This is a genomic window from Bifidobacterium sp. ESL0790 (genome assembly GCF_029395435.1).
GTDB lineage: Bacteria > Actinomycetota > Actinomycetes > Actinomycetales > Bifidobacteriaceae > Bifidobacterium.
The window spans coordinates 1,466,850-1,491,837 of record NZ_CP113915.1; the positions used below are offsets into that span (position 1 = coordinate 1,466,850).

18 protein-coding genes and 1 tRNA gene are annotated in these 24,988 nt (G+C 56.7%); 10 read left to right on the forward strand and 9 right to left on the reverse strand.

Annotated elements, in window-relative coordinates; all coding sequences use genetic code 11:
* Positions 1 to 329: 329 nt before the first annotated feature.
* A complete protein-coding gene (locus tag OZY47_RS05465) occupies positions 330 to 1,757 on the reverse strand; it encodes a glycosyltransferase (RefSeq protein ID WP_277177345.1) in 1,428 nt (475 codons plus the stop codon).
* A gap of 354 nt (positions 1,758 to 2,111) precedes the next feature.
* Here OZY47_RS05465 and OZY47_RS05470 point away from each other — a divergent pair, with 354 nt between their 5' ends.
* The 3 genes from OZY47_RS05470 to OZY47_RS05480 all read left to right on the forward strand — a co-directional run bounded on the left by OZY47_RS05470 (position 2,112) and on the right by OZY47_RS05480 (position 4,594).
* Entirely contained in the window at positions 2,112 to 3,011 is a 900-nt protein-coding gene (locus tag OZY47_RS05470; RefSeq protein ID WP_277177346.1) for a nucleotide-binding protein, read from the forward strand.
* A gap of 22 nt (positions 3,012 to 3,033) precedes the next feature.
* Complete coding sequence (locus OZY47_RS05475; protein ID WP_277177347.1) at positions 3,034 to 3,495, forward strand: hypothetical protein; 462 nt, start codon at positions 3,034 to 3,036, stop codon at positions 3,493 to 3,495.
* 151 nt (positions 3,496 to 3,646) lie between these two features.
* Positions 3,647 to 4,594, forward strand: coding sequence for an Abi family protein (locus OZY47_RS05480; RefSeq protein WP_277177348.1), 948 nt, complete (start codon positions 3,647 to 3,649; stop codon positions 4,592 to 4,594).
* 110 nt (positions 4,595 to 4,704) lie between these two features.
* On the opposite strand, the gene OZY47_RS05485 is transcribed toward OZY47_RS05480, so the two are convergent.
* The 3 genes from OZY47_RS05485 to OZY47_RS05495 all read right to left on the reverse strand — a co-directional run bounded on the left by OZY47_RS05485 (position 4,705) and on the right by OZY47_RS05495 (position 10,306).
* Entirely contained in the window at positions 4,705 to 5,772 is a 1,068-nt protein-coding gene (locus OZY47_RS05485) for a hypothetical protein (protein WP_277177349.1), read from the reverse strand.
* Positions 5,760 to 7,778, reverse strand: a complete 2,019-nt coding sequence (locus tag OZY47_RS05490; RefSeq protein WP_277177350.1) for an AAA family ATPase — start codon at positions 7,776 to 7,778, stop codon at positions 5,760 to 5,762. Before OZY47_RS05490 ends, OZY47_RS05485 begins: the two co-directional genes overlap by 13 nt.
* A gap of 254 nt (positions 7,779 to 8,032) precedes the next feature.
* Positions 8,033 to 10,306: a sulfatase-like hydrolase/transferase gene (locus OZY47_RS05495; RefSeq protein WP_277177351.1), complete on the reverse strand. Its 2,274-nt coding sequence runs from the start codon at positions 10,304 to 10,306 to the stop codon at positions 8,033 to 8,035.
* A gap of 260 nt (positions 10,307 to 10,566) precedes the next feature.
* Here OZY47_RS05495 and OZY47_RS05500 point away from each other — a divergent pair, with 260 nt between their 5' ends.
* Both OZY47_RS05500 and OZY47_RS05505 read left to right on the forward strand, forming a co-directional pair.
* Positions 10,567 to 11,946 (forward strand): alpha/beta hydrolase-fold protein, encoded by a 1,380-nt coding sequence (locus OZY47_RS05500; protein WP_277177352.1) that lies wholly within the window; start codon positions 10,567 to 10,569, stop codon positions 11,944 to 11,946.
* A gap of 48 nt (positions 11,947 to 11,994) precedes the next feature.
* Positions 11,995 to 15,246, forward strand: a complete 3,252-nt coding sequence (locus OZY47_RS05505) for a phosphatidylglycerol lysyltransferase domain-containing protein (RefSeq protein WP_277177353.1) — start codon at positions 11,995 to 11,997, stop codon at positions 15,244 to 15,246.
* A gap of 125 nt (positions 15,247 to 15,371) precedes the next feature.
* On the opposite strand, the gene OZY47_RS05510 is transcribed toward OZY47_RS05505, so the two are convergent.
* Positions 15,372 to 15,782, reverse strand: a complete 411-nt coding sequence (locus OZY47_RS05510; protein ID WP_277179177.1) for a Fur family transcriptional regulator — start codon at positions 15,780 to 15,782, stop codon at positions 15,372 to 15,374.
* 546 nt (positions 15,783 to 16,328) lie between these two features.
* Positions 16,329 to 16,637, reverse strand: coding sequence for a YhbY family RNA-binding protein (locus OZY47_RS05515; protein WP_277177354.1), 309 nt, complete (start codon positions 16,635 to 16,637; stop codon positions 16,329 to 16,331).
* Positions 16,638 to 16,956: 319 nt separating this feature from the next.
* Between OZY47_RS05515 and OZY47_RS05520 the strand changes: the two genes are divergently transcribed.
* The 3 genes from OZY47_RS05520 (at position 16,957) to OZY47_RS05530 (ending at position 19,172) form a co-directional block, all read left to right on the forward strand.
* Positions 16,957 to 18,138, forward strand: a complete 1,182-nt coding sequence (locus tag OZY47_RS05520; RefSeq protein WP_277177355.1) for an ImmA/IrrE family metallo-endopeptidase — start codon at positions 16,957 to 16,959, stop codon at positions 18,136 to 18,138.
* Positions 18,113 to 18,676: a DUF4411 family protein gene (locus OZY47_RS05525; RefSeq protein WP_277177356.1), complete on the forward strand. Its 564-nt coding sequence runs from the start codon at positions 18,113 to 18,115 to the stop codon at positions 18,674 to 18,676. The genes OZY47_RS05520 and OZY47_RS05525 overlap by 26 nt, the downstream gene beginning before the upstream one ends.
* 73 nt (positions 18,677 to 18,749) lie before the next feature.
* Entirely contained in the window at positions 18,750 to 19,172 is a 423-nt protein-coding gene (locus OZY47_RS05530) for a hypothetical protein (RefSeq protein ID WP_277177357.1), read from the forward strand.
* Between the two features lie 386 nt (positions 19,173 to 19,558).
* Here the strand turns inward: OZY47_RS05530 and OZY47_RS05535 are convergent.
* A tRNA-Arg gene (locus OZY47_RS05535) sits at positions 19,559 to 19,635 on the reverse strand.
* A 158-nt stretch (positions 19,636 to 19,793) separates the two neighbouring features.
* On the opposite strand from OZY47_RS05535, the gene OZY47_RS05540 reads away from it, so the two are divergent.
* Both OZY47_RS05540 and OZY47_RS05545 read left to right on the forward strand, forming a co-directional pair.
* Positions 19,794 to 21,056 carry a sensor histidine kinase gene (locus tag OZY47_RS05540; RefSeq protein ID WP_277177358.1) on the forward strand — a complete coding sequence of 421 codons (1,263 nt, stop codon included), beginning with the start codon at positions 19,794 to 19,796 and terminating at the stop codon, positions 21,054 to 21,056.
* Complete coding sequence (locus OZY47_RS05545) at positions 21,053 to 21,955, forward strand: response regulator transcription factor (RefSeq protein ID WP_277177359.1); 903 nt, start codon at positions 21,053 to 21,055, stop codon at positions 21,953 to 21,955. Before OZY47_RS05540 ends, OZY47_RS05545 begins: the two co-directional genes overlap by 4 nt.
* A gap of 9 nt (positions 21,956 to 21,964) precedes the next feature.
* Here the strand turns inward: OZY47_RS05545 and OZY47_RS05550 are convergent, their stop codons facing one another.
* Positions 21,965 to 23,821 carry a hypothetical protein gene (locus tag OZY47_RS05550; protein ID WP_277177360.1) on the reverse strand — a complete coding sequence of 619 codons (1,857 nt, stop codon included), beginning with the start codon at positions 23,819 to 23,821 and terminating at the stop codon, positions 21,965 to 21,967.
* Between the two features lie 148 nt (positions 23,822 to 23,969).
* Positions 23,970 to 24,863, reverse strand: a complete 894-nt coding sequence (locus tag OZY47_RS05555; RefSeq protein ID WP_348519383.1) for an ABC transporter ATP-binding protein — start codon at positions 24,861 to 24,863, stop codon at positions 23,970 to 23,972.
* Positions 24,864 to 24,988 lie beyond the last annotated feature (125 nt).

Below are 24,988 nucleotides of genomic sequence, written 5' to 3' on the forward strand. Positions count from 1 at the left end.
CGCTCGCATTCACATCATGTCTGCAGCCATCTCCGCGTCAGTAAGCAGACTTACCAGTGAGTTTTTCTGCTTATCGACGCGGTTTTGCTTATCCTCGCGTCGGTAAGCAGACTTACCCTCGCATTCTTCTGCTTACCGACGCAATGTCACTTCACTGCGTCCCATTCCGGGCTCGTTTTAGTGCTTTTCTCACTGATTACCGTTCCAACCTGTGGAAAAAGCGCCTTTTCGAGGCCGTTTTGATGCTTTTCCCACTGATTTCAGCCCTACCCTGTGGAATAAGCAGCATTTCGGGGCCAGTTTGGTGCTTTTCCCACTGGGACGCAGGGTTAGGAGTCGGTGATGGCGGCGCGTTCCATCGCCACGAATTCGCGGACGCAGTGCGGCAGGGAGTACTTGTCGCGGGCCTCGCGGGCGTAGCGTGGGGACCATTCGGCGCGCTGACGGGGATGCTCAATCCACCAGTCGATGCGGGCGGCGAGCGCCTTGGCGTCGCGGGCCGGGAAGAGTGATTCGTCGGTGAGGGCGAACTGACTCGCGGCCGAGAGCGGCGAGCGCGCGATGACCGGCACGAGGCCGCACGCGATGCCCTCCAGCACGCTCAGCGACTCGATATCGACAATCGAGGGATGAACCAGCAGGTCGGCCTTGCGCAGAAGGTTCGGCATATCGGCGTTGGCGTGGAAGCCGATGTGGGCCGGGCGAGGGAGCTCTCGCCGGGCCAGACGCCTCAGGCGTGCTTGCAGTGGTCCAGTACCACAGATGACCAGGTCAATGTCACGCGCGTGACGGCTCAACGCGACCGCACGAATAAGGGTCTCGTGATCCTTCTCGCGGGCCAGCCGCCCGGACGCCACGATTCTGAACGGACGCGCGAGCGGTTGAGCTACATCCAAGGCAACAGCGGCCGAATCGTTTACGGCGTTGTCAGCGGAAATACTATCTGAGCCATCGGCGTAAACGCCCGCGGAACTCTCGGCAAAACAATCAGATGAGCCATTCACTGAACCATTGACGGAGTTATCGCCACAACCGTTTACGGAACCATCAACCGAAGTCTCAGCGGAGCTTTCAGCCGAATCATCGGCGGAACCATCGAACGATCCGTCCGCCAAGGCGCCCGAAAGATCCGCCTCTGCTGCGCCCGATAGCCCCGCGCCCGGAGAAAAACGAGGCGCGTAGCCGTTGGAGATGACGTGAAGCTGCTCGCGATAGCCATGCGCGCGCAGCTGGTCGGCGATCATCTCGCTCGGGGCCTGAATGTGCGCGACGTGGCGGTAAAGCCAGTAATGGAAGAGATGATACAAAGCTGCGGGCAGGCCGGGCACGAAGCGCAACGGACCGGCGGAATAGGTGACGTTTTCGGGCTGCAAGTGGAAGCCTGCGGTGACGGGTATGCCCATCGAGCGCGCGACGGCGAGCGCCTTGCGGCCGAACGCGAACGGCATGTAGATGTGCACAACGTCGACACCGGCGAAAGCCCTGCGGAACAGCTCCTCGTCGGGGGCCGCGAACTGCATCTGTTGCTTGGCCGCGAGCCACGAGACGAACGGCAGGTGATGAATCCGCGCGGGGTATCGTGTCGAGCCGACGCCCACCAGCCTGACGTGATGCCCCTGCCGCTCAAGCTCGGCGGCGTATTGCAGCGCCGAGTTGGCCGTGCCGTTGCCCCTGTTGCCCAGCGAGTCCACCACCAAGGCGATGGTGAGCGGCGTGACGGCCGCGCCGGACGCGGTATCTTGCGGAAAAACGGGCATGCTTGCCACGATAGCCATGCGCTTGGTCAACAATCAGCGCCCCGCGATATTGCATGCGCCGATATAAGTATTGCGACTACGCAGTACAGCATTTTCTTACATGACATGAACATTTCCAGTAAGCTACTCGAAATCTTATACTTTAAAAGCGATAAATCTATATCTGGAGCCGAAACCAATGACACCATCGATAAGAGATTTATATGTTGAATAAAATTTCATCTATTCTCATAGATTTGCCGTCTGCTTTCAACTTAACCTTTCCAAATTTTCCTCAAAAATCCCACATTTGGGAAATTCTTAATACGTAAATACAATAAAGCTCAAACGTAGCACAACAAGCGGGGTTATTTTATGACAGGAAAAACAAATACAGTTTTTGTCGTCCATGGTCGAAATGAAAAGTTGCGAAAGGCTATGTTCGATTTCTTACGTTCAATAGGCTTAAAGCCCCTTGAATGGGAACAAGCCGTATCTCTGACCAACAATGCATCAGCCTACATTGGAGAAGTCCTTGAAACCGCTTTCAATTCCGCACAAGCTATCGTAGTATTACTTACTCCCGATGAAATCGCATATCTCCGGCCAGATCTAACCGACAACAACGACCCTCAAACTCTACCTTCAACACAATCGCGCCCAAACGTCTTATTTGAAGCGGGCATGGCAATAGGAAAAAACGAAAACCATACTGTTTTAGTTGAAATAGGAAACATAAGACCTTTCAGCGACATAGCTGGTCGTCATGTAATACATTTGACCAATGATTCAAAAAATCGGCAAGCTTTTATTCAACGTCTACAAACCGCCGGATGTGAAGTTGATCAATCGGGCACAGACTGGCTTAATAGTGGAGATTTCACGCCCCCAGCTGAGCCAAAAAATAATCTCCCTTTAGGAAGAAGGGTACCTTCAACACAGAAGATACCTCCTGCCGTTGAATTTGACTTGCATTATTACAATCTCGGTGGGACCAGAGTTGATAAGCTACAAGTCATCAACCGAGGCACCGAGACAGTATATGACGTAAACCTTTCCGTACCCGACGATGCAGGATTGAAGATTAAAGGATATTCCGATTTACCAATCCGGAAGATACCTGGATTTAGTAAATCCGTCACAATTGATGTGCTAAACACAGGAAAGCTTGGCTCGGGAAGTTCCACTTCAAAATCTTTCGACGTGGAACTTACAGGAACCCGAGAATCCGGAGAAACAGTTAAACAGTCAGTATTCATTGACCTAAACCAATAAAAACAACAGTACAGGAATAAATATGACTAAGTTAGAAATTCCAATCCAGTTTCCACTTGACGATGACGGATTTCTACATCGAGAGTGTCCGAACTGTGAGCAGGAATTCAAATGGTTTCCTACAGACGATGATTCTTACGGTGTAGAACAGTATTTTTGCCCTCGTTGCGGCAAAGCTGCTGGACTTAACGAGTGGCGGACCCCAGCACAAATCGAGTATGTGAAAGGAGTCATCGGCCCTTCTTTGGATAAATTAGTAAATAATTCACTTGTCGATATGTTCAAATCAGCTAGTAACCATAATATCAAATTCGAGAAAACCGGTGATTTTACTTTTGGAATTCCAACTCCTTCCCCACTTAACGAACCGAACGATATGGTGATTGTTGAATCGCCTTGTCATCCCGACGAGCCAATAAAAATACCAGCAGATGCTACCAAGCACATATTTTGCTTAATTTGTGGTAAAGAATTTACTGCTTAGCTATCAAATTAATTAACTTAAATTTTAGTTTCACTTGTTGAGACTGGAATTTGGGAAAACCATAAATCTTGATATCTTGGTATTTGCAAGGCCGTCCTGATGCCGCGCAAGCGGCTCAGGGGCGGTCATCATTTTTCTTTTCCGGGAGCCGATGATGTCAACAGGGAACCATCCGCATTACGAGAAACCCTGGCTGAGTTTGGATGAACAATGCAATAAACTCATAAAACACGGCATGCAAAATGTTGAACAGTATCGTGCCGAGCTTTCTCAAATCGGATATTACCGCCTTAGTGGTTTTTGGTATATGTTTCGGCAAATTGATAAAGCCACACACTCTCGATCCAGCAATTTCATACCAGGTTCTGATTTCGGGGATGTGCTGAGGATATATAGATTTGACCAACAATTACGCAGTCTGCTGTTTTCATCCATAGCAAGTCTTGAGGTTTCCCTGCGTTCTCGCCTTGCGTACAACATAGGAGAACAGGACCCTTTCCTCTACCTAAAGCCTAAGACTTTGGATCCGGCTTTGAATGCCATCGACTATGGAAGATTCATCATTAAGTTCAGTGATCGTCAAAACCATTCGAGAGAGGATTTCGTCAAGCATTTCAAGCGTGATTATGATGGCGAACTACCTATCTGGGCGGCAACCGAAATAATGGAATTCGCCATGCTTCGGAATCTGTATGGTTTTCTCCCATACCAGATGCGCATCAAAATAGCCGCTTCTTACGGCACAGATCAGGCAGTTCTCAAGTCCTGGCTCAACTGTCTCAATTTCATCCGAAACCTTTGCGCCCACCATGGTCGCCTCTACAACCGCCCTCTTACTGTCACACCAAGCATTACTTCAACGATGCCGCTATTGAAACATGCACTTCATTCTTCAACAAAAATGTACGGCGGAATCGCAATCCTCGTTTTTCTGCTTTCAAGTATCAGTCCTGAGACAGACTCTCAAAAACTTTCACAGCTTTTGTCAAACATTCCCGCCGACATCCCACAGGTTGATGTCGCTCGTTCGATGGGCATCCCAAAAAATTGGCAGAAGGAAAAGCTGTGGCAAACCCCACAAGAGGGCAATCAAGATTAGAACCAAACGTTACTCCACCTCTTGTTCAGACCGTCAGATCCGATGACTGACCAGCTAAATCAGTGAATGGCAGATTCATTTTCTTTCGGTTGGCATCTGTTGCCCACCATCTACGCCAGCCAGCGCTCGACGATGTTGTTAAGCTCGGCCGAGATGTCGCGGAAATCGCGTCCGAGATTGAGCGTGCGAACCGAAAAGTCGTGCCCAAGCTCGTTCCACGACTCGTCGTGTTCCGCGTCCTCGTCCGTGAGCGCGTAAAGCAGCATGCCGCTGACCTTGTCATCGCTATCGAACGCCTCATGCAGCACGTAACTCTGGATCTGGTTGATGTGCTTGGGCCGGTAGATTTTCTTCTTGTAATTGGTCTGGAGAATCTGCCCGTAACATTTCGTGTCGATGATAAGCGTTCTGTCGCCAAGATGGAGCGTGACGTCGGTGAGCAGCTCGGGCAGAAACGCGGAATCCCCGGATTCGATCTTGCGGTCGATTTTCTTGGCCTTCACCGTCATCCGATGCGTGTGGGCGCTATACTCCCGATAATATTCGAGCACGAACTTCTCATACAGGTCGCTCAACGCGCGTTGCGAAGTGTATTCGACCAGCTTTCGGTTCCCGCCGGTTTCGGTGAGCAGCTGGCGATCGAGCACCATACGGCACACGTTCATAAGCAGTTGATAGCTGGCGTTGTTGCGCTCGAAGCGCAGCCTCGCCCAATCCAAACGACGCACGTCGACGAATCGCATGTCCTGCATGCTGATGAGGCACCGCTTCAGGTCGCGTCTTCTCGGCTTGCGCACGCCGGGCCTGTCGATGAGCAATCTCGCCGTGGTCTTGAGTATCCGGTTCTTGTAGGTGTCGGCCGACAGCTCGTCGTAGACGCACGAGACCTCGTTGCTCCCGGCCATCCTCAGCCGCGCGGTGTCGGCCATGTCGATTCGCCCGCGGATGCCATGCATTCGCTCGTGTTCGGGCCGGTACATCCGTTCGAAACCACGTTTGCGCTGCGTCGATATTCCGATGGTGAGAATCGCAGCCAGCAGATCGTCGATGGTCTCGAAATCCTCGGTTTCCAGCCTGGCATATTGCTTGAACCGCAAGGCCTTGAACGCATAGGTCATCATGTAGTAGATGTTCTTGATGACGACGTGCTCCTCCGCGCGCATGGTTATTTCACGCATTCAAGGAGTCTGTTGCATTCCGTGTCGACCTTGTCTTTGTTGTCAAACCAATATTCCTGGATCAACGGGATAAGCTCGTATTGCGCGACCGAACGGGCGAAACTCTCCGTGTCGCCCTCATCGTTCTCGCAGAAATAACTGTGCCCGATGCAGAATCCCTCGCCCAAGGCATCGTCTTTGGCGATGTCCCGGTTCAGGCTTCTCACCGCTTCCACCAGCGCCGACAATCGCGGATCGTCACGTTTCGCCAGCTGTTCCTTGAACTTCTTATTGTCCAGCGCGGGCTTCATCGTGAAGAACGCGAACCGCCGGCGCAACGCATAGTCGATGAGCGCCAGGCCACGATCGGCCGTGTTCATCATGCCGATGATGTAAAGATTCTTCGGCACGTAGAATTGCTCCTGCGACACGGTGAGCGTCACAGCGTTATCAGGGCCACGATGGTCTTCTTCAATGGTCATTAGCAGCTCGCCGAATACCTTCGAGATGTTGGCCCGGTTAATCTCGTCGATGATAAAGAAATACGATTCATCGGAATCGGCGATCGCCTTGCGCACGAACTGCACGAACACGCCCGGCGCCATCTGGAATCCGTCGCCGTCGTCGGCCGGACGATACCCGCACACGAATTCGTCATAGCTCGTGTTCTGGTGGAATTGCACGAACTTGATATGGTCGTCGTCTTTGCGCCCCAGCATGTCCCAGGCAAGCCGTTTGGCGGCGAAGGTCTTGCCCGTACCCGGAGCGCCCTGCAGAATCACGTTTTTCTTGCGCCGCAGCAGCGCCTTCAGCTCGCCCAGTTCCCCGGAAGTCAAGAACACATCATCCAAAAAATCTTTGTCGGTATACGGTTCCACTTCGGCCTCATTCATAGGCGAAGATTCGGACTCCGTTGAGGTTTCTGGTTTATCGGCATACAGCGGATAGTTTGAAAGATCCATGTTGTTGAGTGCCTCCATCACTTCCGGTCGTAATGTCCATTCATAGACGCCATGTCGATATTTTGCCACATCTCGACCTAGACATGTCACCGTCCAATATGGATACGAATTTCTTGGCTGGTGAACAGACACCAGACCGACTTTCTTTGCGACTTTCTCCCCTAAAGTCGGAATATTGCTCAAATAGAAGTGCATATCTCGGCCATATCGGTCGCTCAGCTCAGCGCATGTCATTCCCTGCGGGTTTTCCGCCAAACATTTCAGAGCAATAAGATTGTTGGCGGTGGTTATCGTCGAATCGCGAAGAATCTGCTCCCATTGTTCCGCGTTGATACCGTTATCACGCTTCTTTCGTGAAGGATACCAATAGTCAGACTGCTGGGCCTCATACGAAAGACAATAAGGCGTTTTGGAAGTCAAATCGCTCAGTTCAGCCAAAAACTCAAGATAGATCTCGCCGTCTACGGATCGAGGCAGCTCAATCTGCAATTTAACCGCTAAATACTTTTCAAGGTCGCCATAAATTGGAAGGTATGCTTCGGGCCTCATCCAGAACAGACCCTTGGTCAGCTTCGTGAGGCTGACATCATCTTGCTTATTCATGCGATTAAACGCAGCAATGAAATCCCGAACAAGTACAGCGTCTTGATCATCACCTACGTCAGCACCAGCATCTTCATCCGCACAACGTATGGCCGCTTCGAACATTTCCCAGTTATGGTCCACGATGTCGGTTTCGCCGTCCCAATATTGCCAACGTTGCGGATTCGTCACCGGGATGCCGTCGAAATCCTCGGGCAATGGCGTGCTCAAACCAAAATGGGTGAGAATGGTCTTGATCGCATCATTGCGTTTGTCTTCCCGCTGTAACTTGCCGTTGAACATCGAGAAGAACGTAAACGGATCCATGTCTTGGAACCGCTCGCCCAAAATCTCCTCGACTATGTCCGCCAGCGGACCACGGTCATGCCGATAATCCAAGAGTTTCGTGGCGATGGCCTCGTAAACCGGCACCCATGTGAATCGTCCCTGCTGCCCCGCATCGTCCGTCGTCCGCGCCACCATCGCCCCTTCGCTGGAATATTTTTACTCAGTATATAAACCGAGCGTGCCAAAAACGCAGACGCCCGAAAGCGCCAACCTACTCCGGCCGCAACCTGAGTCAAAAAGCAATATTTCGGGCCCATTTCATTGCTTTCCGACGCAGACCGCGCCCAACCCGCGTCAAAAAGCAGCATTTCGGCCCCTTTTCTCTGCTTTTCGACGCAAATTGCACCCGCCCCTGCGCAGCGCCACGGCGGAACCTCGCTAGGCCCCCGCTACTTCACCTGCATGAAGTCGGAGTCCTGGAGATAGCCCTTGCCGGCGGTGATGTCGTACTGGATGAGCTGGTAGTCGTGCATGAGCTGCCTGGTCTTCTTGTCGAAGTCTTTGGCGGCCATCGGGTGTCCCTTGGCGTCCAGGTAGATCGGCTGGCCCTCGGGGATGCGGTCCCAACCCTGGATCTGGTTGACGACGGGCGGCTCGATGGCGGAGACCTTGCCGTGCAGGTCGGTGAGGAAAGCGAGGTAGGGGCTCACCTTGGCGTCGTTCTGCTCGGCGGCCTGGGCCATGAAGAAGTTCGGCGAGGAATACGCGGCGTCGACGCTCTTGACGCCCTGCCGCCCGCTGGCCTTGTTGGACCAGATGAAATAGTCCGTCTCGTGCAGCGCTAGGGAGTTCTTCGTGTCCTCGCTGGCGGTGGAGTAGATGCCGGGCAGGTGGTCGCCGTAGAAGACGACGGTGACGGGCTTATTGACCGCGTCAAGCTGCGAGAGGAACTTCGTGGTGGCCTTGTCGGTGAGGTTCACGCCTTTGGCGTAGGTGTTAATCGACTCGTTCTCGTCGCTTTTCAGTGGCTTCGACGGGTCGGACGAGGTGGCCTTGAACGTGTTGCCGCTATACCAATTGTGGTAGGGCATGTGGTTCTGCATCGTGGCCAGCTGCACGAACTGGTTCGACTTGGTCTTCGACACCTCGTCGACCACGCTCTGATAGGCGGACTGGTCGGAGACGTAGGGCGACTTGTCGATTTTGGCCTGGTGGGCGATGACGTCCGGCGGCTCGAGCGTGTAGAAGTGCGAGATGCCGAACTTCTTGTAGTTCTGGGCGCGCGAATACATCGAGGGCTCATAGGGGTGGAAGGCCACGGAGTTCTTCTCGGCGCCCCAGAGCTGGTTGACCGTCGGCGTCCATTTCTCGCCCGGCACGAGCTGCTGGTACGGGCTGGTCAGCGACGGGTCGAAGTTGGCCATCGACAGGCCGGTGAGGCTCATGTATTCAAGGTTCGCGGTGCCACCGCCGTAGCCCGAGGAGAGCATGAGGCCGCTGGTCGTCTGGTCCTTGATCGAGCGGATGCCCGGCATCGGGTCGTGGTTGACCTCCACGCCCGGCACGCGCGTCGGGTCGGAATAGGATTCGGAGAGCACAAAGATGACGGTGCCGTCGTCAAGGTTGGACGAGCGGGTCTTGTTGATCCGCGCGGCCTCGGCCGTATAGCGCTTGGCGACCTGCTTCATCGTCGCCTCGCTGTAGTCATCCGGCTGGTCCATCACATGCGGGTTGACCTGGCCCAGGAACGAGACAAGCGGGCCGTTGCGCTGGGCGTCGTAGACGGAATCCCACATCGAGGGGATGTCGCCCATGGCCTTGGCGAAGGTATTGGTGAAACTATTGACCGAGCTGACCTGCGCGCCATAGCCTGCGACCAGCAGCAGCGGCACGATGAGCAGCATGATGCGGCTGACCGCGCCGATGGATTTGCCTTGGCGACTGCTGCCGGCGAAGACCTTGCCATGACGCTCGTCGAAATGGCTCAGCAGCACGAAGATGACCACGAAGGCCACCATGGCGGCCACGGCGCCGGCGATCAGCGGCCCGGAACCGCTGGGAATGAAGCTCACGATCGACCCGGCGTCGCCGTTGGAGACGAAGCTCAGGTCGGAGGGCAGGATGGTCTCGTAGCGCGCGCTGACCTTGAAATGCTCCACCACGGCGATCAGCACGACCATCACGAGCAGCACCGGCGTGGCCACCCAGAAGCGGTTGAAGAGCATGATAAGCGCCAGATAAATGAGCCCCAAAAGCAGCATGTTGAGCACGATGACGAAATTGCCCTTGGTCCACATCTTGGAGACCAAATCCCACACGCCGTCCAATGGGCTCGCCAACTGCACGCGCGTGCTGGCCTGGGTGACGCCCCATTGCAGGATGAGCACGGCGGCGATGTCGAAGACGACAAAGAGGAGCACATAGCCCCACACCGGAATCCGGAAACGCCTCGGTTTCGACGGGTTCTGTTCCTGTTTTTGTTCTTTGTCGGCATAATCGGAGGCCACGCCATCCGAAAGTTCGACGTTTATATCACTTGGGGCTTCATCCGTCGTCTTTTTCGTATCCGTCACGTCCGTCGTGTCCATCACGCCGTCCGTTGTGTCCTTCGTATCCGTCACGCTCTTCACATCCCGCATAGCACCATCCACGGAACCGGTCTGCTCCGATTCCTTGTCGTTGTCGTCATTATCGCGATCATCCTGTCGCTGCGTCTGTTTCATACGTCTTGTACCATTCAACGAAAACAAAGCCGATACCGGCCATGGCCAACAATACTGTTCTCCCGGCGGCCATTCATCCGCCCTGTGCTCAACTCTTGTGTCATTGTCATCTCTCACCGCGACAAACGCCGGACGCCGGGCCCTCGGCGAGCACCCGCACACCGGCCTGCGACATCGTCCCTGAGAACGATTGTGCAAGTTCGAAGACGACGCATAGAATCAGTGATGGTAATCACGCTTGGACGGCACAGAAGGAAACAATGAACTGGTTCTTCAAGATTCAAATCATCAACGGATGGCTTCCCAAGACGATGCTCGTCCTGAGCGTGATCGGACTCGCCGTCGTCATCATCCTCAAGTCCAAAAAGGGCTGGCTCAAGCCGTTGTTGAAGCAGCTCGGCTTCGGCGTGATCGGCCTGGCGCTGGGCGGCTTGGTGGTCTGGCTGCTTTCCGACGTCTTCAAGGTCTTCGGCGTAAGCCTGGGCTGGGTGGTGATGACCACGATCGCGGTGGGCATCGGCGTCATCTCGGCGCTGGTGGCGGCAATCGTGCAGTCCAAGGGTTTGCGACGCGGGGTGGCGGCGGTCACCATCGTCTTCGCGCTCATCTATTGCGGCATCAGCGTCGACAAGATCTACGGCGAATACACCACCGTCGGCTCGCTTTTCGGCGTCCCGCAATTCTCGCGCCTCGACGAGGATTCCGTGCACGACGCCACGATGAGCGTCAAGGAATGGCGCAAGCTCGCCGCGCACGACGACCTGCCCTCCATGCCCAAGCACGGCGAGGTCCATTCAATCAAGATCCCCGCCACGAAATCCGGATTCGGCGCGCGCACCGCCGACGTCTACCTGCCGCCGGCCGCCCTGAGCAACACTCCCCCGGCGCTTCCGGTCATGGTCGTCCTCGCCGGCCAGCCAGGCAGCCCCGACCGCTATTTCAGCGCCGGACAGCTGGGCAAGATGCTCAACACCTACGCGGCCAAGCATGACGGCCTGGCCCCCATCGCCGTCTCGCCCGACCAGAACGGCGCGCTGGTGCACAACACGCTGTGCACCGACACGAAGGTCTATGGCAACGCCGAGACCTACCTCGTCAAAGACGTCACCTCGTGGGTGAAAAGCTCGCTGCCGGTGGCCAAGTCATCGCAGCAATGGCTCATCGGCGGGTTCTCCCAGGGCGGCACCTGCGCCACGCAGCTGGGCCCGGCCTATCCCAACATCTACGGCCACATCTTCTCGGCGGGCGGCGAAATCGAGCCGACCGACGGCAGCCACAAGAAGACGGTGCAACGCTACTTCGACGGCAAGGAATCGGAGTTCGACAAGCATGTGCCCATCAACATCATCAAAGCCAACGCGCCCTCGAAGCAGACCTGGTTTTCAGCCGCTGGCGAATGGGACGGAAAATCCCAGAAGAACCAGGTGGCCATCTCCAAGGCGGCCATGAACGCCGGCATGAGCGCCACCACGGTGATTGTGAAGTCCACCGGGCACGATTGGCACACGGTGCAGGCCGGCATGGAGGCGCAAATCGACATGTTTGGCACAGAAACCGGGCTGGGAGAAACCCATAAGACGATAAACGATTATCCTAAGCTACAGGTAGTGGCAGCGAACACAAACAAAGAGACCGACTGATCCAAGCTCTGGCGAGGAAATAGATTGACAACAGACGAAAGCCGAACAATGCACGACAACGAAAACACCGAAGCCACGGCGAACGTTCCACAGCAGCCGCAACAGCAGGGCGCGCAGCACGGCAACCACGAGGCGGAGCAAGCCATGAAACGTCAGTCGCAGGACGGCCGGAACGGGCAAAACGAGCAAAACGGCCAGACGGACCGGACGGCCCAGCAGGATTCCGGGCAGCCGGCGCAGCCAGCGTTGCCGGAACGGCCGAAACCGCAGCAGCAGCCAAAGCAAAAGAAACAGCAGCCTCCGCAGAACAACAAGGGCAGCCAGCAAAAGTCGCAAGCCCAGCAGAACCCGCAGCCCCAGCCCAAAAAGCAGCACAACAACTCCAGGCCCTCCAAGCCGCGCAAGCCCTCCAGCTGGCGCATCCTCGGCATGGATGTCACCCAGTGGATGCGCGGCCACCTCTTCTCCATCGCCGTGGCGCTGGTCTTCTTCATCGGCAACATCGTCTATTGGGGCATCAAGGCATCGCGCCATCTGCGTCTGCCCGCCGGCCGCACGATGAGCCTCACCGAGATCCTGCTGCGCAACCCGCATCCGCACTCCCCGGGCACCTACAACCCCATCCACCAGGCCGACGTGCTGCCGTGGATCGGCCATATCCTGCGCTCGGCGGTTCTCGTGCGCAACCCCATCCTCATGATCATCTACACGCTGATCATCCTCGTGCTGCTCGCGGTGGCGCAAAGCAAGATGGGCGTGTGGAAGACGATTTTCTCATCCCTCTTCAGCTTCGCGGTCGGTGGCACGTTCGGACTTCTGGTCTGCGTGGCCGTGGATATGGGCATGCATGACTGGCAGCGCCTGGAGCAGCTGCCCGTACTGCTTTCGCCCCTGACCCTCATCATCGGCTCGTTGATGGCTGCCAGTGCCTACACGTCCGTGCTGTGGCGGCGCCGCATCCTGCTGCTCGCCTACACGTTCATCGGCACCCTGCTGCTCTTCAGCGGCAACCCCGGCGACTACTGCACGCTCGGCGCGGCGCTGGTCGGCCACGCCACCGGCCTGCTCATGCACGGCCCCGTCAAGGACCGCATCCACTGGAAGCGCGGCACCGACTACGAGATCCGCCACCTCTTCGCCCTGGCCCAACTGGTGCTGGCCATCGGCCCGCTGCTGGCGCTGACCTCCACCTCGCGCCTCGGCCCGCTCACCACGCTGGGCCTCTTCGCCTCCTCGATCTGGAGCGATTCGAGCCTGCTGACCTCATGCGGAGCCAACCCCGCGGCGCAAAGCTGCATCCTGCTCGCCCGCCAGCACCACATCGCCGTCGCGGGCCTCTGGCTGCACATGCTCCTGCCCATGGCCGCCCTCGCCATCGTGGCCTGGGGCCTTTCACGTGGCCGCCGGCTCGCCGCCTGGGTGAGCATGGTGCTCAACGGCTCGGCCATCGTCTTCGCCACGCTTTATTACATCGTCTTCCCGCTGACCATCACCCCGATGAGCCAGGACCTCGCCCGGCGCTACAACGTCATGCCCGCGTTCATCACCACGGTCCTGCCGCCGCTGCTGCTCATCATCTTCATGTCGCGCGAGCTCGCGCATTTCAGCATCAGGACCAGCAAACGCCAAGTAATCACCGGCATCAGCGCGATCGTCGGCATGCTTCTGGTCACCTGCGCCGGCTATATGACCTACGCGCTGGTCTCCCCCAACTCGTTCCGTCCGCGCCCGGGCGTCAAGCTGCTGCTGCTCGACATGATGCGTCGTCTGCTGCCCACCGGTTTCGGCGGCAGGAAGGCCACGCTCATCGCCCCGCAGACCATCCCGGCCACGCTGGTCAGCGAGGGCCTCACGGTCGTCTTCTGGCTCACCGTGCTCATCGTCTTCATCCTCTGGTTCCGCGACCATGTCACCGAGGACGAGCGCGGCCGCGTGCAGGCCGGCGAGCTGATCCGCCACGGTGGCGAGTCCATGAGCTTCATGACCACCTGGGAGGGCAACCACTACTGGTTCTCCTCCACCGGCCGCACGGGCATCGCCTACCGCGTGCTGCACGGCATCGCGCTGACGGTCACCGGGCCGTTCGGCGACCCGGCCGAATACCAGCAGGCCATGCGCGAGTTCATGGCGTTCTGCGAGACCAAGGGCTGGTCGCCCTCCTTCTACGCGGTGCATGACGACCAGCGCGAGGAGCTGGAGTCGCTGGGGTGGTCGTCCATCCAGGTGGGCACCGAGATGGTCATCGACCCCAACAAGTGGGAGACGCGCGGCAAGAAATGGCAGGATATCCGCACCGCCATCAACAAGGCCAAGCGCGACGGCATCACCGACGTGCTCACCACCTACAACCAGGCCGGTTTCGAGATCGACCAGCAGATCGTGGAGATCTCGGAGCAGTGGGCCCAGCTCAAGGCGCTGCCCGAGATGAAGTTCACGCTCGGCGGCATCGAGGAGCTGCGCGACGAGCGTGTGGCGCTGCTCTACGCCTTGGATGCCGATGGCAAGGTGCTGGGCGTCACCAGCTGGCTGCCCACCTACCGCGAGGGCCGCATCGTCGGCTGGACGCTCGATTTCATGCGTCATCGCACCGACAGCCCCAACGGCACCATGGAGTTCCTCATCGCCCGCATGGCCGAGCGCCTGCGTGACCAAGGCCGCGAGAACCCGGAGAACGCCGTCGAGTTCATGAGCCTTTCGGCCGCGCCTCTGGCCGGCATGGGCGTCGGTCGCGAGAAGCCCAAGGCCGCCGCGACCGCCGAGGCCAAGGCCGAGGGTAAGTCTGAAGGGAAGAACGGGAAGGTCGAGAAGGCTGCCACAAAGGCCGATGTCAAAACCGAGAAGGCTAAAGGGAAGCCTGGCACCGAATCTGCGGCCAAGCCTGAAGCCACGAATAACGGCAAGAACGCGCAAGCCGCCGCCCAACCGGACGCGGCAAAGGCCGACTCTGCCAAAGCCGGTTTCTCTAAGTCCGGTTCCTCAAAGACCGATGACGCATCGGACAAGACCACGGCCAAGCCAGCCAAAGAGCCAATCGCCTCGCCCTCGGGCACGGAGATCATCGAGCACGCCCTGCAGATCGTCGCGGACATTCTGGAACCGGCCTACGCCTTCAAGTCGCTCTTCTTCTTCAAGCGCAAGTTCCAGCCGATGCCGGCCCCAATCTACATCTGTTACCCCGATTCGGCCAAGCTCGCGCAGATCGGCATCGCCGTGGTCAACGCCTACGTGCCTGAGCTCAAGCCCGCGCAGGTGGTCGAGATCCTCAAGACCATGACCGCCAACAGCAAATCCGGGCACTGAAAGGTTCTGTTGCCAGCAGCTGTGTAATAACCTCTGAGATATTAAAAGTGGTGGGCCGGATCGTGTATATACGCACGATCCGGCCCACTTTTGTATTCAGCTAACCGATTTACCCGATTGCCCGTCTACTGCGCCTCGACCTCCTGCTGGCAGTCCGGGCACAGGCCGAAGACCTCGAGCGTGTGCGAGATGACCGTGAACCCGTGCTTCTCGGCCACGGTGCGCACCCACTGCTCCGGCGGCTCGATCTCGACGGTCTTGCCGCAGTTGGCGCACACCAGGTGATGGTGGTGCTCGCCGTCCTGGCACATGCGGAACATCTGCTGGTCGTTCAGGTGAATCGTGTCGGCCTGGCCGTCGTCGGCGAGCGCGTTGAGCTGCCGGTAGACCGTGGAGAGGCCGATACCTTGGCCGTCGTCGCTCAGCTTGCGGTAGAGATCCTGCGCGGAGACGAAATCATCACAGCTCGAAAGCGCCTCCATCACGGCGTCCTTCTGCCAGGTATGCTGGCGGCCACGGCGGCCTGATCGCAGCATCCCCGCGCCCTTCCGTTCCGGCTTCGCTTCCACTTGCATGACCTCCCAGCACCACGCACCGTGCCACATCCGGCGCATGAATAAGAATATGACAAACGCCAATTATACTTCTTTGAGCCCTGCAACGAAACCCCTCGCCATGCCGGTTTGGGCGTTTGAAAATGGACCTTGGCAATCAGCAGGATTTGGTACTCACATGGCTGATCGCAGCACTAAAATAGCTAATCGCACGATAATTCAGAATCCACCTGCCAATATCCGGAACACAAAAACGATTCCGGCCTGCTGTGGACGCGGAAGTTATCGCCTATCCCCTATTTCGGTTCCTAGCCTGTGACGCAATCCGTTCCCGCGAATCAGGAAGTTAGGGCTACAGGCAAAAAGTTGATTGCCACCGGAATTTGGCCTGCATGCCTACATCCTGAATCGACGACAGCTCATCGAAAAACGCCACCGGCTACTACCCATGACGTTGAAACCAGTGCTTGACGGAACCTAGATCAGGAAACGACCTGGCGAAGCACGAATAACTAGCGGATAAAGCTGCTAACGGACCAACTCGATCTTCTTGACGCCCTCTTTCTTGGTAGGGCGGTAGAGCACAAAGCGGTGGCCGATGACCTGCACCAGCTGCGCGCCGATCTGCCCGGCCAGCGTCTCGCCGACCTCGCGCTCGTCGACGGGACAGCCATCCTGCACCACGCCCTTGAGCAGCTCGTGCGATTCGAGCGTCTCCGAGGCCTGCTTCACCGCGGCGTCGGTGACCCCGTTCTTGCCGATCCACAGCATCGGCGAGGTCTTGCTCGCCAACGCCTTCAGCTGCTTGATCTGCCGTTTGTTAAGTTTCGTCGCCATCTCTTACATCCTTAAATTTCTATCTATTCGTTACATCACAATGAGCAATTCGTCTACACATGCAATCTTGTCTGTACGATTCTTACCGCACCAACTATAGCAATGTACCCTCATACATCACCCTGGATTCCTGACTAACTCGTATTCCGCTAAAGATTCAGCTATTCACATAGTAAACCCAGTGTAGTCATAGTCTCTTTCGTTGGAGCGCCGAACTCATCGCTATCGATCTCAGCGCCGCAATCCTCTTCAAAACCTGAATATTTCTCTTTTATCGGTATAATAAACAAATACTGTCATTCGCAAAAAAGGAGGCTTCATGGCTCAGATTACTGTTCAACCAGCAACACTGCGCTGGGCCGTTTCCCAAAGCGGACATGACGTAGAAGCGATTGCTTCTCGACCGGGGCTCACACAGCTTCCGCAGTGGCTGCAGGCGAAACGCCCCATCAGCCTTTCCTTCACCAAAATCTCTGATTTGAGCAAGGCTTTGCAGATTCCTTTCGGACGTCTGGTACGCACTTCCGTGCCACCGACGCACGAAGATGAACTCGTCAAATTCAGAACGCTCAACAACAACGCCGCGCCATTGAGCAAAAGCCTTGAAGACATCATCGCCAAAATGCGAATCCGTCAGACTTGGGCACATGACGAAATGATGAGTCTTGGTTTGGGAACAAACACATTCGTGGGTTCTCTCCACAATACGAGAAGCGCCAAGGAAATCGCCCAATCCATTATTCAGGCTCTCCAATTGCCGGAGCGGTGGACATTCGGCAAAAGCGACCGCAAACGCTTTAATTTTTTGAGAGAGATGCTATCCAATGTCGGCATCATGACCATGGTCGATTCCGAAGTCGCGAAGAATGAAAAACTCGACATCCAAGAATTTCGGGCCTTCACTCTTTTGGACGATATCGCTCCCCTCATTTTCATCAACCGCAATGACTCGGACAAGGCCATGCTGTTTTCCCTTCTGCACGAGCTCACCCATATCTTTTTGGGAGCCGAAGAACTATTCAACGCGACTGAAGCCGAATTCGACATCTCCGACCAGGAACGTCTCATCAATCAGACTGTTATGGAAATCATTTTGGGCGATTCCGATTTCAGAAAGGAATGGCTTAAAGAATCGAAAACAAAATCCTCCAGAATTGAAGTCGCTGAAACGTTCTCCAGTCACTATGGCTTAAGCGCGTTGTCCTTCCTCATCAAAGCCAAGCAAGAGGGACTCGCGAGCGAACGAGATATTGAAGCGGAATACACTCAACTTGCCCAAGTGCCTCCAAAACGAACAACAAAGAATGATGGTGGAAACCAGAACATCACCAATTCCTTCCACTTGGATAGCAGGTTTGTAAGTTTGGTGGAGCAAGGAATCAATTCCAATTCCATTTCCTATACCGACGGATTTTCCCTTCTTGGACTTAAATCCGAAAGAGCTTATGACGGTTTGCTCGCAGCGAAAGGAATGAATGATGGCACCACAATTCCTGCTTGACTCGAATATCTTCATCGAGTCCCATCGTCTCCATCACCCTTTCGGTTACGCCGAATTCCATCCTTTCTGGAAGTGGCTGGAACGTCTGAACAAGGCGAAGCGAATAATCATGCTCGATTCCGTCTATGCTGAATTGACGAAACGGGACAGCAGGAAGCACCTTGACGAACTAGGCGAATGGGTCGAGGCAACTTTTACTCCGCCTTTATCTCACCACTCCGATGAAATCGGTGCACTGTACGTGCAAATACAGGATTATCTGCAAGATTGCCAACTCTATACTCCTGAATCCTACGCACAATGGGAGCCTCTGGATAAAGCCGACCCTTGGTTGATCGCTGCGGCGATGGCCGAAAATGCCATTATCGTTACCAATGAACGAGCGGTTCATCCGACCCTAAACCAGAAACTCAGGCGAGAGCCCAAGATTCCGGATGTAGCCGAACATTTTCATGTCAAGACCATGACGCTCCGTGAATTCTTCGACGCCAACGGTTTCCTCAACGCGAAACCCTATCCGCTGCAGCCTTCGTTCTGAGAGCATAGGCGAATCCTGGCTACGAGAATGTTAAATGGAAAGACACGTTTTAGGACACAGCAAGGAGGTCGAAATGCCAGTGAATATGAACACAACCAAAAAAGTGATGCACCAGCTGGCCGATCCGAACGGTGTCGCACAGCTAAAACAACTCGGCTACAAGTTTGGAACTCCCGTGGTGGCCGCCGATTCGGAAGAATCGATGATTACCGTCTTCGATCGAATAGCGGAACTCACCAATGGAGACATTCTTCTGGTGGTCGATTTCGCCAGTCGCGGCCAGCTTTGCCTGATTCCAGTGTCGAGGGACGTCAACCGTATGGAACACTACGAGACTTTTGAGACGACGACCGATTCCGAATCAACCATCAGCATGTTGATCGACGATCTCCGCAACCGCAAAAGCAATCTCAAAGTGGTCATCAAATCTGGAAAACCTATGCTGGCCGATGTCAGGGAATCACACATCACCAACGCAGACAATGCGCTTGTCTAAAGAAGCCATCCCGAAACGTCGTTGTTCTTCACAGGCAACGACGTTTTTTCTTAAGAACTACAGAAGATATTACAGAACGATAATTATATTGGCTTTTATTTTTTAGAATGCTCAAAAAGAAGCATATCAACGGCTGATTTTTGTCACACATCCGCGTGTGGCAAGTGACCTCGGCAAGATCCGAACTCGCTAATAAACAGGTCAGATGGGATATTGGATTCTCATCGCCGGCACTGAGGATCCTGGAGGCTTGCGGTGAATGATGGAAAAATGCTGCTGTCGATACTCTTTTTGGCTGTGTATGTTTGGACGTTTTTGAATCTATAGCGTGGTTTAAAGCGTAGTCCCATTACTATCTGCCTGAAACCGTTGAGATCTCGGGCTTTTGGTGACCCCGGCGAGATTCGAACTCGCGACCTACAGATTAGAAGTCAGTTGCTCTATCCAGCTGAGCTACGGGGCCAAACAACAATCCGCCATTATATCAAGCACGTCTGACTCGACATCCCGCGCGCGGCCACGGAGTAGCGCTCCCGGCCTGTAGACTGGAACGTGGGCAAGGAGGTCACGGTGGACGGCGATCAAGGCAACGGCGGGACGGAAACTCAGCCTCACACGCCAATGGGGAAACGAGACCAGGCGAGACCTCACCAGACGTTTCATGACTTCTGGAGCGAGGCGTCGAGGACCTTCCCCAAGTACTCGGCGCTGATCTTCGCGCTGGCGTTCGTCTTCCAGATTCCCGACTCGGCGTATGTGGGCAATTTCGTGCTGTTCTTCCTGCAACCGGCGCTCATCATCGTGCTGTATGCCACCATGCTCAAGGCGCCGAGGCTTGTCTGGCAGCGCATAATCGCCCTCGCGCTGATCGCCGTGTGCATCTGGTCCGCGCCGTACACGCGCCATGGCGGGCAGCTGTTGGCCTATATCGTTATCGCCGAGGCGTCGCTGCTCTTCACTCCCCTGTTCGGCTACCTCGCCATTACGCTTTCGGCGCTGGTCATCTGGGTGATATCACCCGTGCTCAATGACCTGCGCACCTACCACACCTTGGAGTTCCAATCCTCCTCGATCTATATCCTCTTCGCCGGCATCCTCTTCATGCTCTACACGGTGCAATCGGGGAAACTGCAACACGCCAACACCAAGCTGCGGCATAACGTCCGCCAGATCGAATCGCTGACCCTTTCGCGCGAACGGGCCCGCATGGCCAGCGAGATGCACGATTCCATCGGCCAGCAGCTCACCGCCATACACTATGCTCACGAATCCGCGTTCAACACCGTCTCCAAGGCGGACGACATTCCGGAGACCACGCGAGCGGCAATTCTCAAGCCCCTCACCCGAGCCGAAGGCATCACCAAGGAGACGCTGACCGAGGTGCGGCAGATGGCCCGGGCGCTCGACCCCTCGGCGTTCGGGCAGAAGCTCACCAACGAATCGGTCGACGCGATGGCTCGGTCCTTCGGCGAGACTGGTCTCGACATGCGCACCGAGATCGTCGGCGACGTGAACCTGCTCGGAGCCGACGCGCAGACCCTGCTCTTCCGCGCGTTGCAGGAGACATTGACCAACGCCATCCGCCACGCGCACGCCACGAAGGTCGACCTCTCGGTGGTCGTCGGCAGCCGTGAGACAACGCTGCGGGTGGAGGACGACGGTCCGGGAATCGACGCCGATGACATCGACCACGGTTTCGGTCTTTCCGCGCTACGGGAACGGGCTTGCCAGATTGGCGGGAGCCTGAGTTTGGGTGAATCGCAGGAGCTGGGAGGCGCCAGCGTCACGTTGACGATTCCGATGCGCGTGGACGGCACCGCATCGGTCACCTCGACTACATCGACTACATCGGCTTTATCAACGACTTCGGAGGATGAATCATGACTGATACCACGCAACTCAAGCCATCAAAATCATCCACCCCAACTTCCACAAGACCCATTCGCCTGTTGATCGTCGACGACCAGGAACTTATCCTGACTGGCCTCGCCGAACTCGTCTCGTATATGCCGGGTGTCGTGATCGCCGCGCGGGCGATAAGCGGCGAGGAAACACTCGTCCTGGGTGACGATGTGTTGCGCAATATCGATGTGGCACTCATCGACGCGCGTATGCCACAGATGGGCGGACCTGAGCTGATCGCGCGGCTGGGCTACCGATATCCCAACATCAAGTGCATCCTGCTCACCGCGTTCGACGCGGACGACAACCTCGTCAACTCCCTGCAGGCGGGCGCGGTCGGTTATCTGCTCAAGGACGTCTCCACGGCCGACCTCGACGACGCCATCCATCGCGCCGCTGCTGGTGGGCGCGTCATCGGCGCCAGCGCCACCGCCCACGCCATGCGCATCATCGCGGAATCGGGCAAGGACCGTCATAAGAACACCGGTCTTCAGCGCACAAGCGACGACGCGATGAATCCGTCCAATGGTATCCATCCCAGCGGAAACGACAAGTATGAGTCTGGCGAAACGCCCCTTACAGACACAGAGCCTACAAGTGGTTCCGGCCTCGCAACCAGAGCAGCAGACGGTTCGCTGGATGACAGGGACTCCAGCCAATCCCCGACCGACGCTGAAACCCAGGCGCTGCTCGCCGAATTGACGCCGCGCAACCGGCAAATCGCCATGCTCATCGCCCAAGGCCGCACCAATTCGGAGATCGCGGACCAACTCTTCCTCTCGCCCGGCACGGTGAAGAACCACGCCAGCCGCATCTTCGCCCATCTCAACGTGCGCAACCGCACGGAGCTGACCGCCCTGCTCAACGGCACGTTGGACTGAAACCGACACTCATCGGCCGCGATTGCGTGCGACGCCGCGCCACACCGAGCGATAGAGCAATCCCCCACACCCGACGACAACAAGCAACGCGAGCACCATCATGCATAGTTGCGGCCATGGCACGTATATCCGGGCCGCATGCCAATAGCTGGCAAGCCGCGACTGCTGGGTGAGGTTGTTGGAGATGACGACGGCCACCATGGTAAGCAACCCGGCCACACCAACCTCGACACCTGTACGGACGCAACCAATCAAAGCCCACTGTCGTTCACCCATGCCGACCATCCAAGCGGCTCTGGCCTCGCGCCGGCGCGATTCCGTGTCATTGGCGACCACGGAAACCAGCCCCACCACGGAGATCAGCAGGATCGGGTAGACGGTGAAATAGATGCTGGTACGGTTGCCTGTCTCAGCCCCACGCCGAGCGACTCCGCCAAGCGGCAGTTGATTGATGACATCTCGTGTCTCGGAGACGTTCAGATCTTTCCCTCCCGCACCGGACACCACCGAACGGGCCTGCCCCACATGATCTTGGTGAATCATCGCCATGCGCCTGCCATGTTGGTTTTCCAACGGTTTGAGCGAGCGCGGCACATAGAAATTACCGGCCATGCCACCACCCATCCGCACAATCGAAGTGACCTTGCTGCGATGCCAATGCCCATCGGCGCCGGCTATGCACACCGGCTGGCCAATCCGGCCGTATTCTCCGCCGTAATCAGTCGAGACCACACCATCTCGTGCGTCCACATCGCCTTGTACCGCATCAGCTGGCACAAAATTCGACAACGACCCGTGTTCAATCACCGAGGAAAGGCCTTTGCCCGACGGGGAACTTTCAGAAACCTCCTCTTTCATCTGTTTCTCGCAGCTAGTGAAGCCATGGTAGAGATAGGTGACGTCGGTGGTCGGCGCCAGTACGAGTGTGCTGGAATCGGCTTTGACCGCCATATCCCGCAGGCTTTCAGTGCCAGCTTTACCTGCATTCCGGGTCTGCATCACCACCGTGCCGTCGAACATCGCGTGCAACGAGCTACGGGCGGTGTTGTCCAGGAAGGTCTGCAAGCCATAGAAGAAGACGAACACGGCCACCGCCACGACGGTGATGCTGAAGATCGACATGGATTTGAGCGCGGCCACATCACGCAGGGCGATATCCGTCCACGAACGCCCACGCAGACGCCTGCTGATACTGCCTCCGATGGTCTGCAACAGCGGTTTGGCCAGCCTGGCGATGCTCCAACAGACCAACAGGGGCATCACGATGATGCCCGCCTGCGCCGCCTCGCTGCCTGACAGGGATGAGACGATGCCCCAACCGATGCCGACGAAGAACATTGCCAAGGTGGTGAGATTGCGGATCACAACGGAAACCCGGGTGTATACCGTGCGCCGCGTCTTGGGCTCGGGAACCGCGGAAAGCGTCAGCCTTGACTTTACGACTTTCCTTCCGGAGAAGTACGCGGACACCACGGCGCAGGCGAGTGAGATGAGCACCGTCTGCCAGACCGCGTTGACGAAGCCTGAACCCGTTCGCCGCACCGCCTCCGGACCCATCATTCTGAAAAGGAACGAGAAGATCGCGTTGCCAGGCACCCCGAGCACGCACGCGCCGAGCGCCGAAACGAAGGCGACGGGCAGCTGCACACCAATCATGGCGCCAATCAGCCAGCGTGGGGTGGCACCCATCATCCGCAAACGCATGAGGTCGCTCCACTTGGCAATGAAAGCGTGGTCCGTGGTGGTCTTGTCGATCAGTACGGCGCCGATGCCCATAAAGACAAGAAACATTCCCAGCTCCGCTGCCAGCTTCGGCACGGAATTGGTGGCCCACGCGAGCACGAACACCAGCGTCATCGCCGCCATGTTCGCCGCACCGTTGAGCACCTGCAGCCGTCGGTTGCCACGCCACAGCGACGAGACGATGAACTTGCCGTCCGTCTTGACGCTATGCCCTGGCGCACCGACTACACCGCTCGAGTTTCCTATACCGTTTGCGATCCTTCCCCTAGGCCTATTCATTGCGGACTCCCAGCAGCAAATCCTCAATCTGAGGGGCGGAAAGCCCATCGTCATATTCCTGTACGACACGGCCGTCAGCCATCAGCACCACACGGTCGGCCGATGAGGCCACTACCGGGTCGTGAGTGACGATCAAGGCGGCCTTGAGCCCTGCCCTCATGGAGGCGTGGATGGTCTCGACCACCTCGTCGCGCGCCTTCGGGTCCAGGTTGCCGGTCGGCTCGTCCGCGAAGAGCACATCGGCACCGATCGCGAGCGCCCTGGCGATGGCGACCCGTTGCTGCTGGCCGCCGGAAAGGCTGGTGACCGGCGTGTCCAACGGCTTGTCGGCAAGGCCCACGCACGCCAAGGCCCGCAACATCTCGTCATCGCCCATCCGCTCGCCGCGAATCGAGGCCGGCAACGCCACATTCTCGCCAATGGTCAGGTTCTCGAGCAGCATGTAATCCTGGAAGATGAACGCGAAGCGCGAGGCACGCAGCTGCGCCAGCTTCTTCTCACCGAGTTTGCCCAACACCTTGCCGTCAAACGTGACTGTGCCATGGGTGGGTTTGTCCATCCCCGCCATCGCCCGCAATAACGACGACTTGCCACACCCGGAGGGCCCGATGACCGCCACCGTCTCACCTTCTCGAACACTCAAGTCAATCGGCCCCAGCCTGAACCCAAAGTCCCGGAACAACCCGCTGGCCCGCAGAATCTCGTTGGTTCCCGTCCCATATTGCTGTTGCTCACGGAACGCCTGTATCGTATGTTTCGTCACGTCTGTGTTACCCATATCCTCATCGTCACACGCTCCCCGTTTCGACACCCGGTGCCAAAAGTCACTCCTCTTCCCTGATTTCAAAATCAGGGGAGAACCCGAGAGAATCAGGGAATCGAGCATCAGCGATACAAAAGCTTCAATGCAAAGGAGATGAAAAGCAAGTGATACCAACGAAATCGAAGTATTTTCAGACCCTGAAAATCAGCGATGAAATGCGATGAAAATTCATCGGAACTGTCGCAACG

What these genes read in the sequence shown, in the direction of transcription:
- OZY47_RS05465 (WP_277177345.1), bottom strand. Translation starts at nt 1,757, where the DNA reads ATGCCCGTTTTTCCGCAAGATACCGCGTCCGGCGCGGCCGTCACGCCG.
- OZY47_RS05470 (WP_277177346.1), top strand. Translation starts at nt 2,112, where the DNA reads ATGACAGGAAAAACAAATACAGTTTTTGTCGTCCATGGTCGAAATGAA.
- OZY47_RS05475 (WP_277177347.1), top strand. Translation starts at nt 3,034, where the DNA reads ATGACTAAGTTAGAAATTCCAATCCAGTTTCCACTTGACGATGACGGA.
- OZY47_RS05480 (WP_277177348.1), top strand. Translation starts at nt 3,647, where the DNA reads ATGATGTCAACAGGGAACCATCCGCATTACGAGAAACCCTGGCTGAGT.
- OZY47_RS05485 (WP_277177349.1), bottom strand. Translation starts at nt 5,772, where the DNA reads ATGCGTGAAATAACCATGCGCGCGGAGGAGCACGTCGTCATCAAGAAC.
- OZY47_RS05490 (WP_277177350.1), bottom strand. Translation starts at nt 7,778, where the DNA reads ATGGTGGCGCGGACGACGGACGATGCGGGGCAGCAGGGACGATTCACA.
- OZY47_RS05495 (WP_277177351.1), bottom strand. Translation starts at nt 10,306, where the DNA reads ATGAAACAGACGCAGCGACAGGATGATCGCGATAATGACGACAACGAC.
- OZY47_RS05500 (WP_277177352.1), top strand. Translation starts at nt 10,567, where the DNA reads ATGAACTGGTTCTTCAAGATTCAAATCATCAACGGATGGCTTCCCAAG.
- OZY47_RS05505 (WP_277177353.1), top strand. Translation starts at nt 11,995, where the DNA reads ATGCACGACAACGAAAACACCGAAGCCACGGCGAACGTTCCACAGCAG.
- OZY47_RS05510 (WP_277179177.1), bottom strand. Translation starts at nt 15,782, where the DNA reads ATGCTGCGATCAGGCCGCCGTGGCCGCCAGCATACCTGGCAGAAGGAC.
- OZY47_RS05515 (WP_277177354.1), bottom strand. Translation starts at nt 16,637, where the DNA reads ATGGCGACGAAACTTAACAAACGGCAGATCAAGCAGCTGAAGGCGTTG.
- OZY47_RS05520 (WP_277177355.1), top strand. Translation starts at nt 16,957, where the DNA reads ATGGCTCAGATTACTGTTCAACCAGCAACACTGCGCTGGGCCGTTTCC.
- OZY47_RS05525 (WP_277177356.1), top strand. Translation starts at nt 18,113, where the DNA reads ATGATGGCACCACAATTCCTGCTTGACTCGAATATCTTCATCGAGTCC.
- OZY47_RS05530 (WP_277177357.1), top strand. Translation starts at nt 18,750, where the DNA reads ATGCCAGTGAATATGAACACAACCAAAAAAGTGATGCACCAGCTGGCC.
- OZY47_RS05540 (WP_277177358.1), top strand. Translation starts at nt 19,794, where the DNA reads ATGGGGAAACGAGACCAGGCGAGACCTCACCAGACGTTTCATGACTTC.
- OZY47_RS05545 (WP_277177359.1), top strand. Translation starts at nt 21,053, where the DNA reads ATGACTGATACCACGCAACTCAAGCCATCAAAATCATCCACCCCAACT.
- OZY47_RS05550 (WP_277177360.1), bottom strand. Translation starts at nt 23,821, where the DNA reads ATGGCGGCGATGACGCTGGTGTTCGTGCTCGCGTGGGCCACCAATTCC.
- OZY47_RS05555 (WP_348519383.1), bottom strand. Translation starts at nt 24,863, where the DNA reads ATGCTCGATTCCCTGATTCTCTCGGGTTCTCCCCTGATTTTGAAATCA.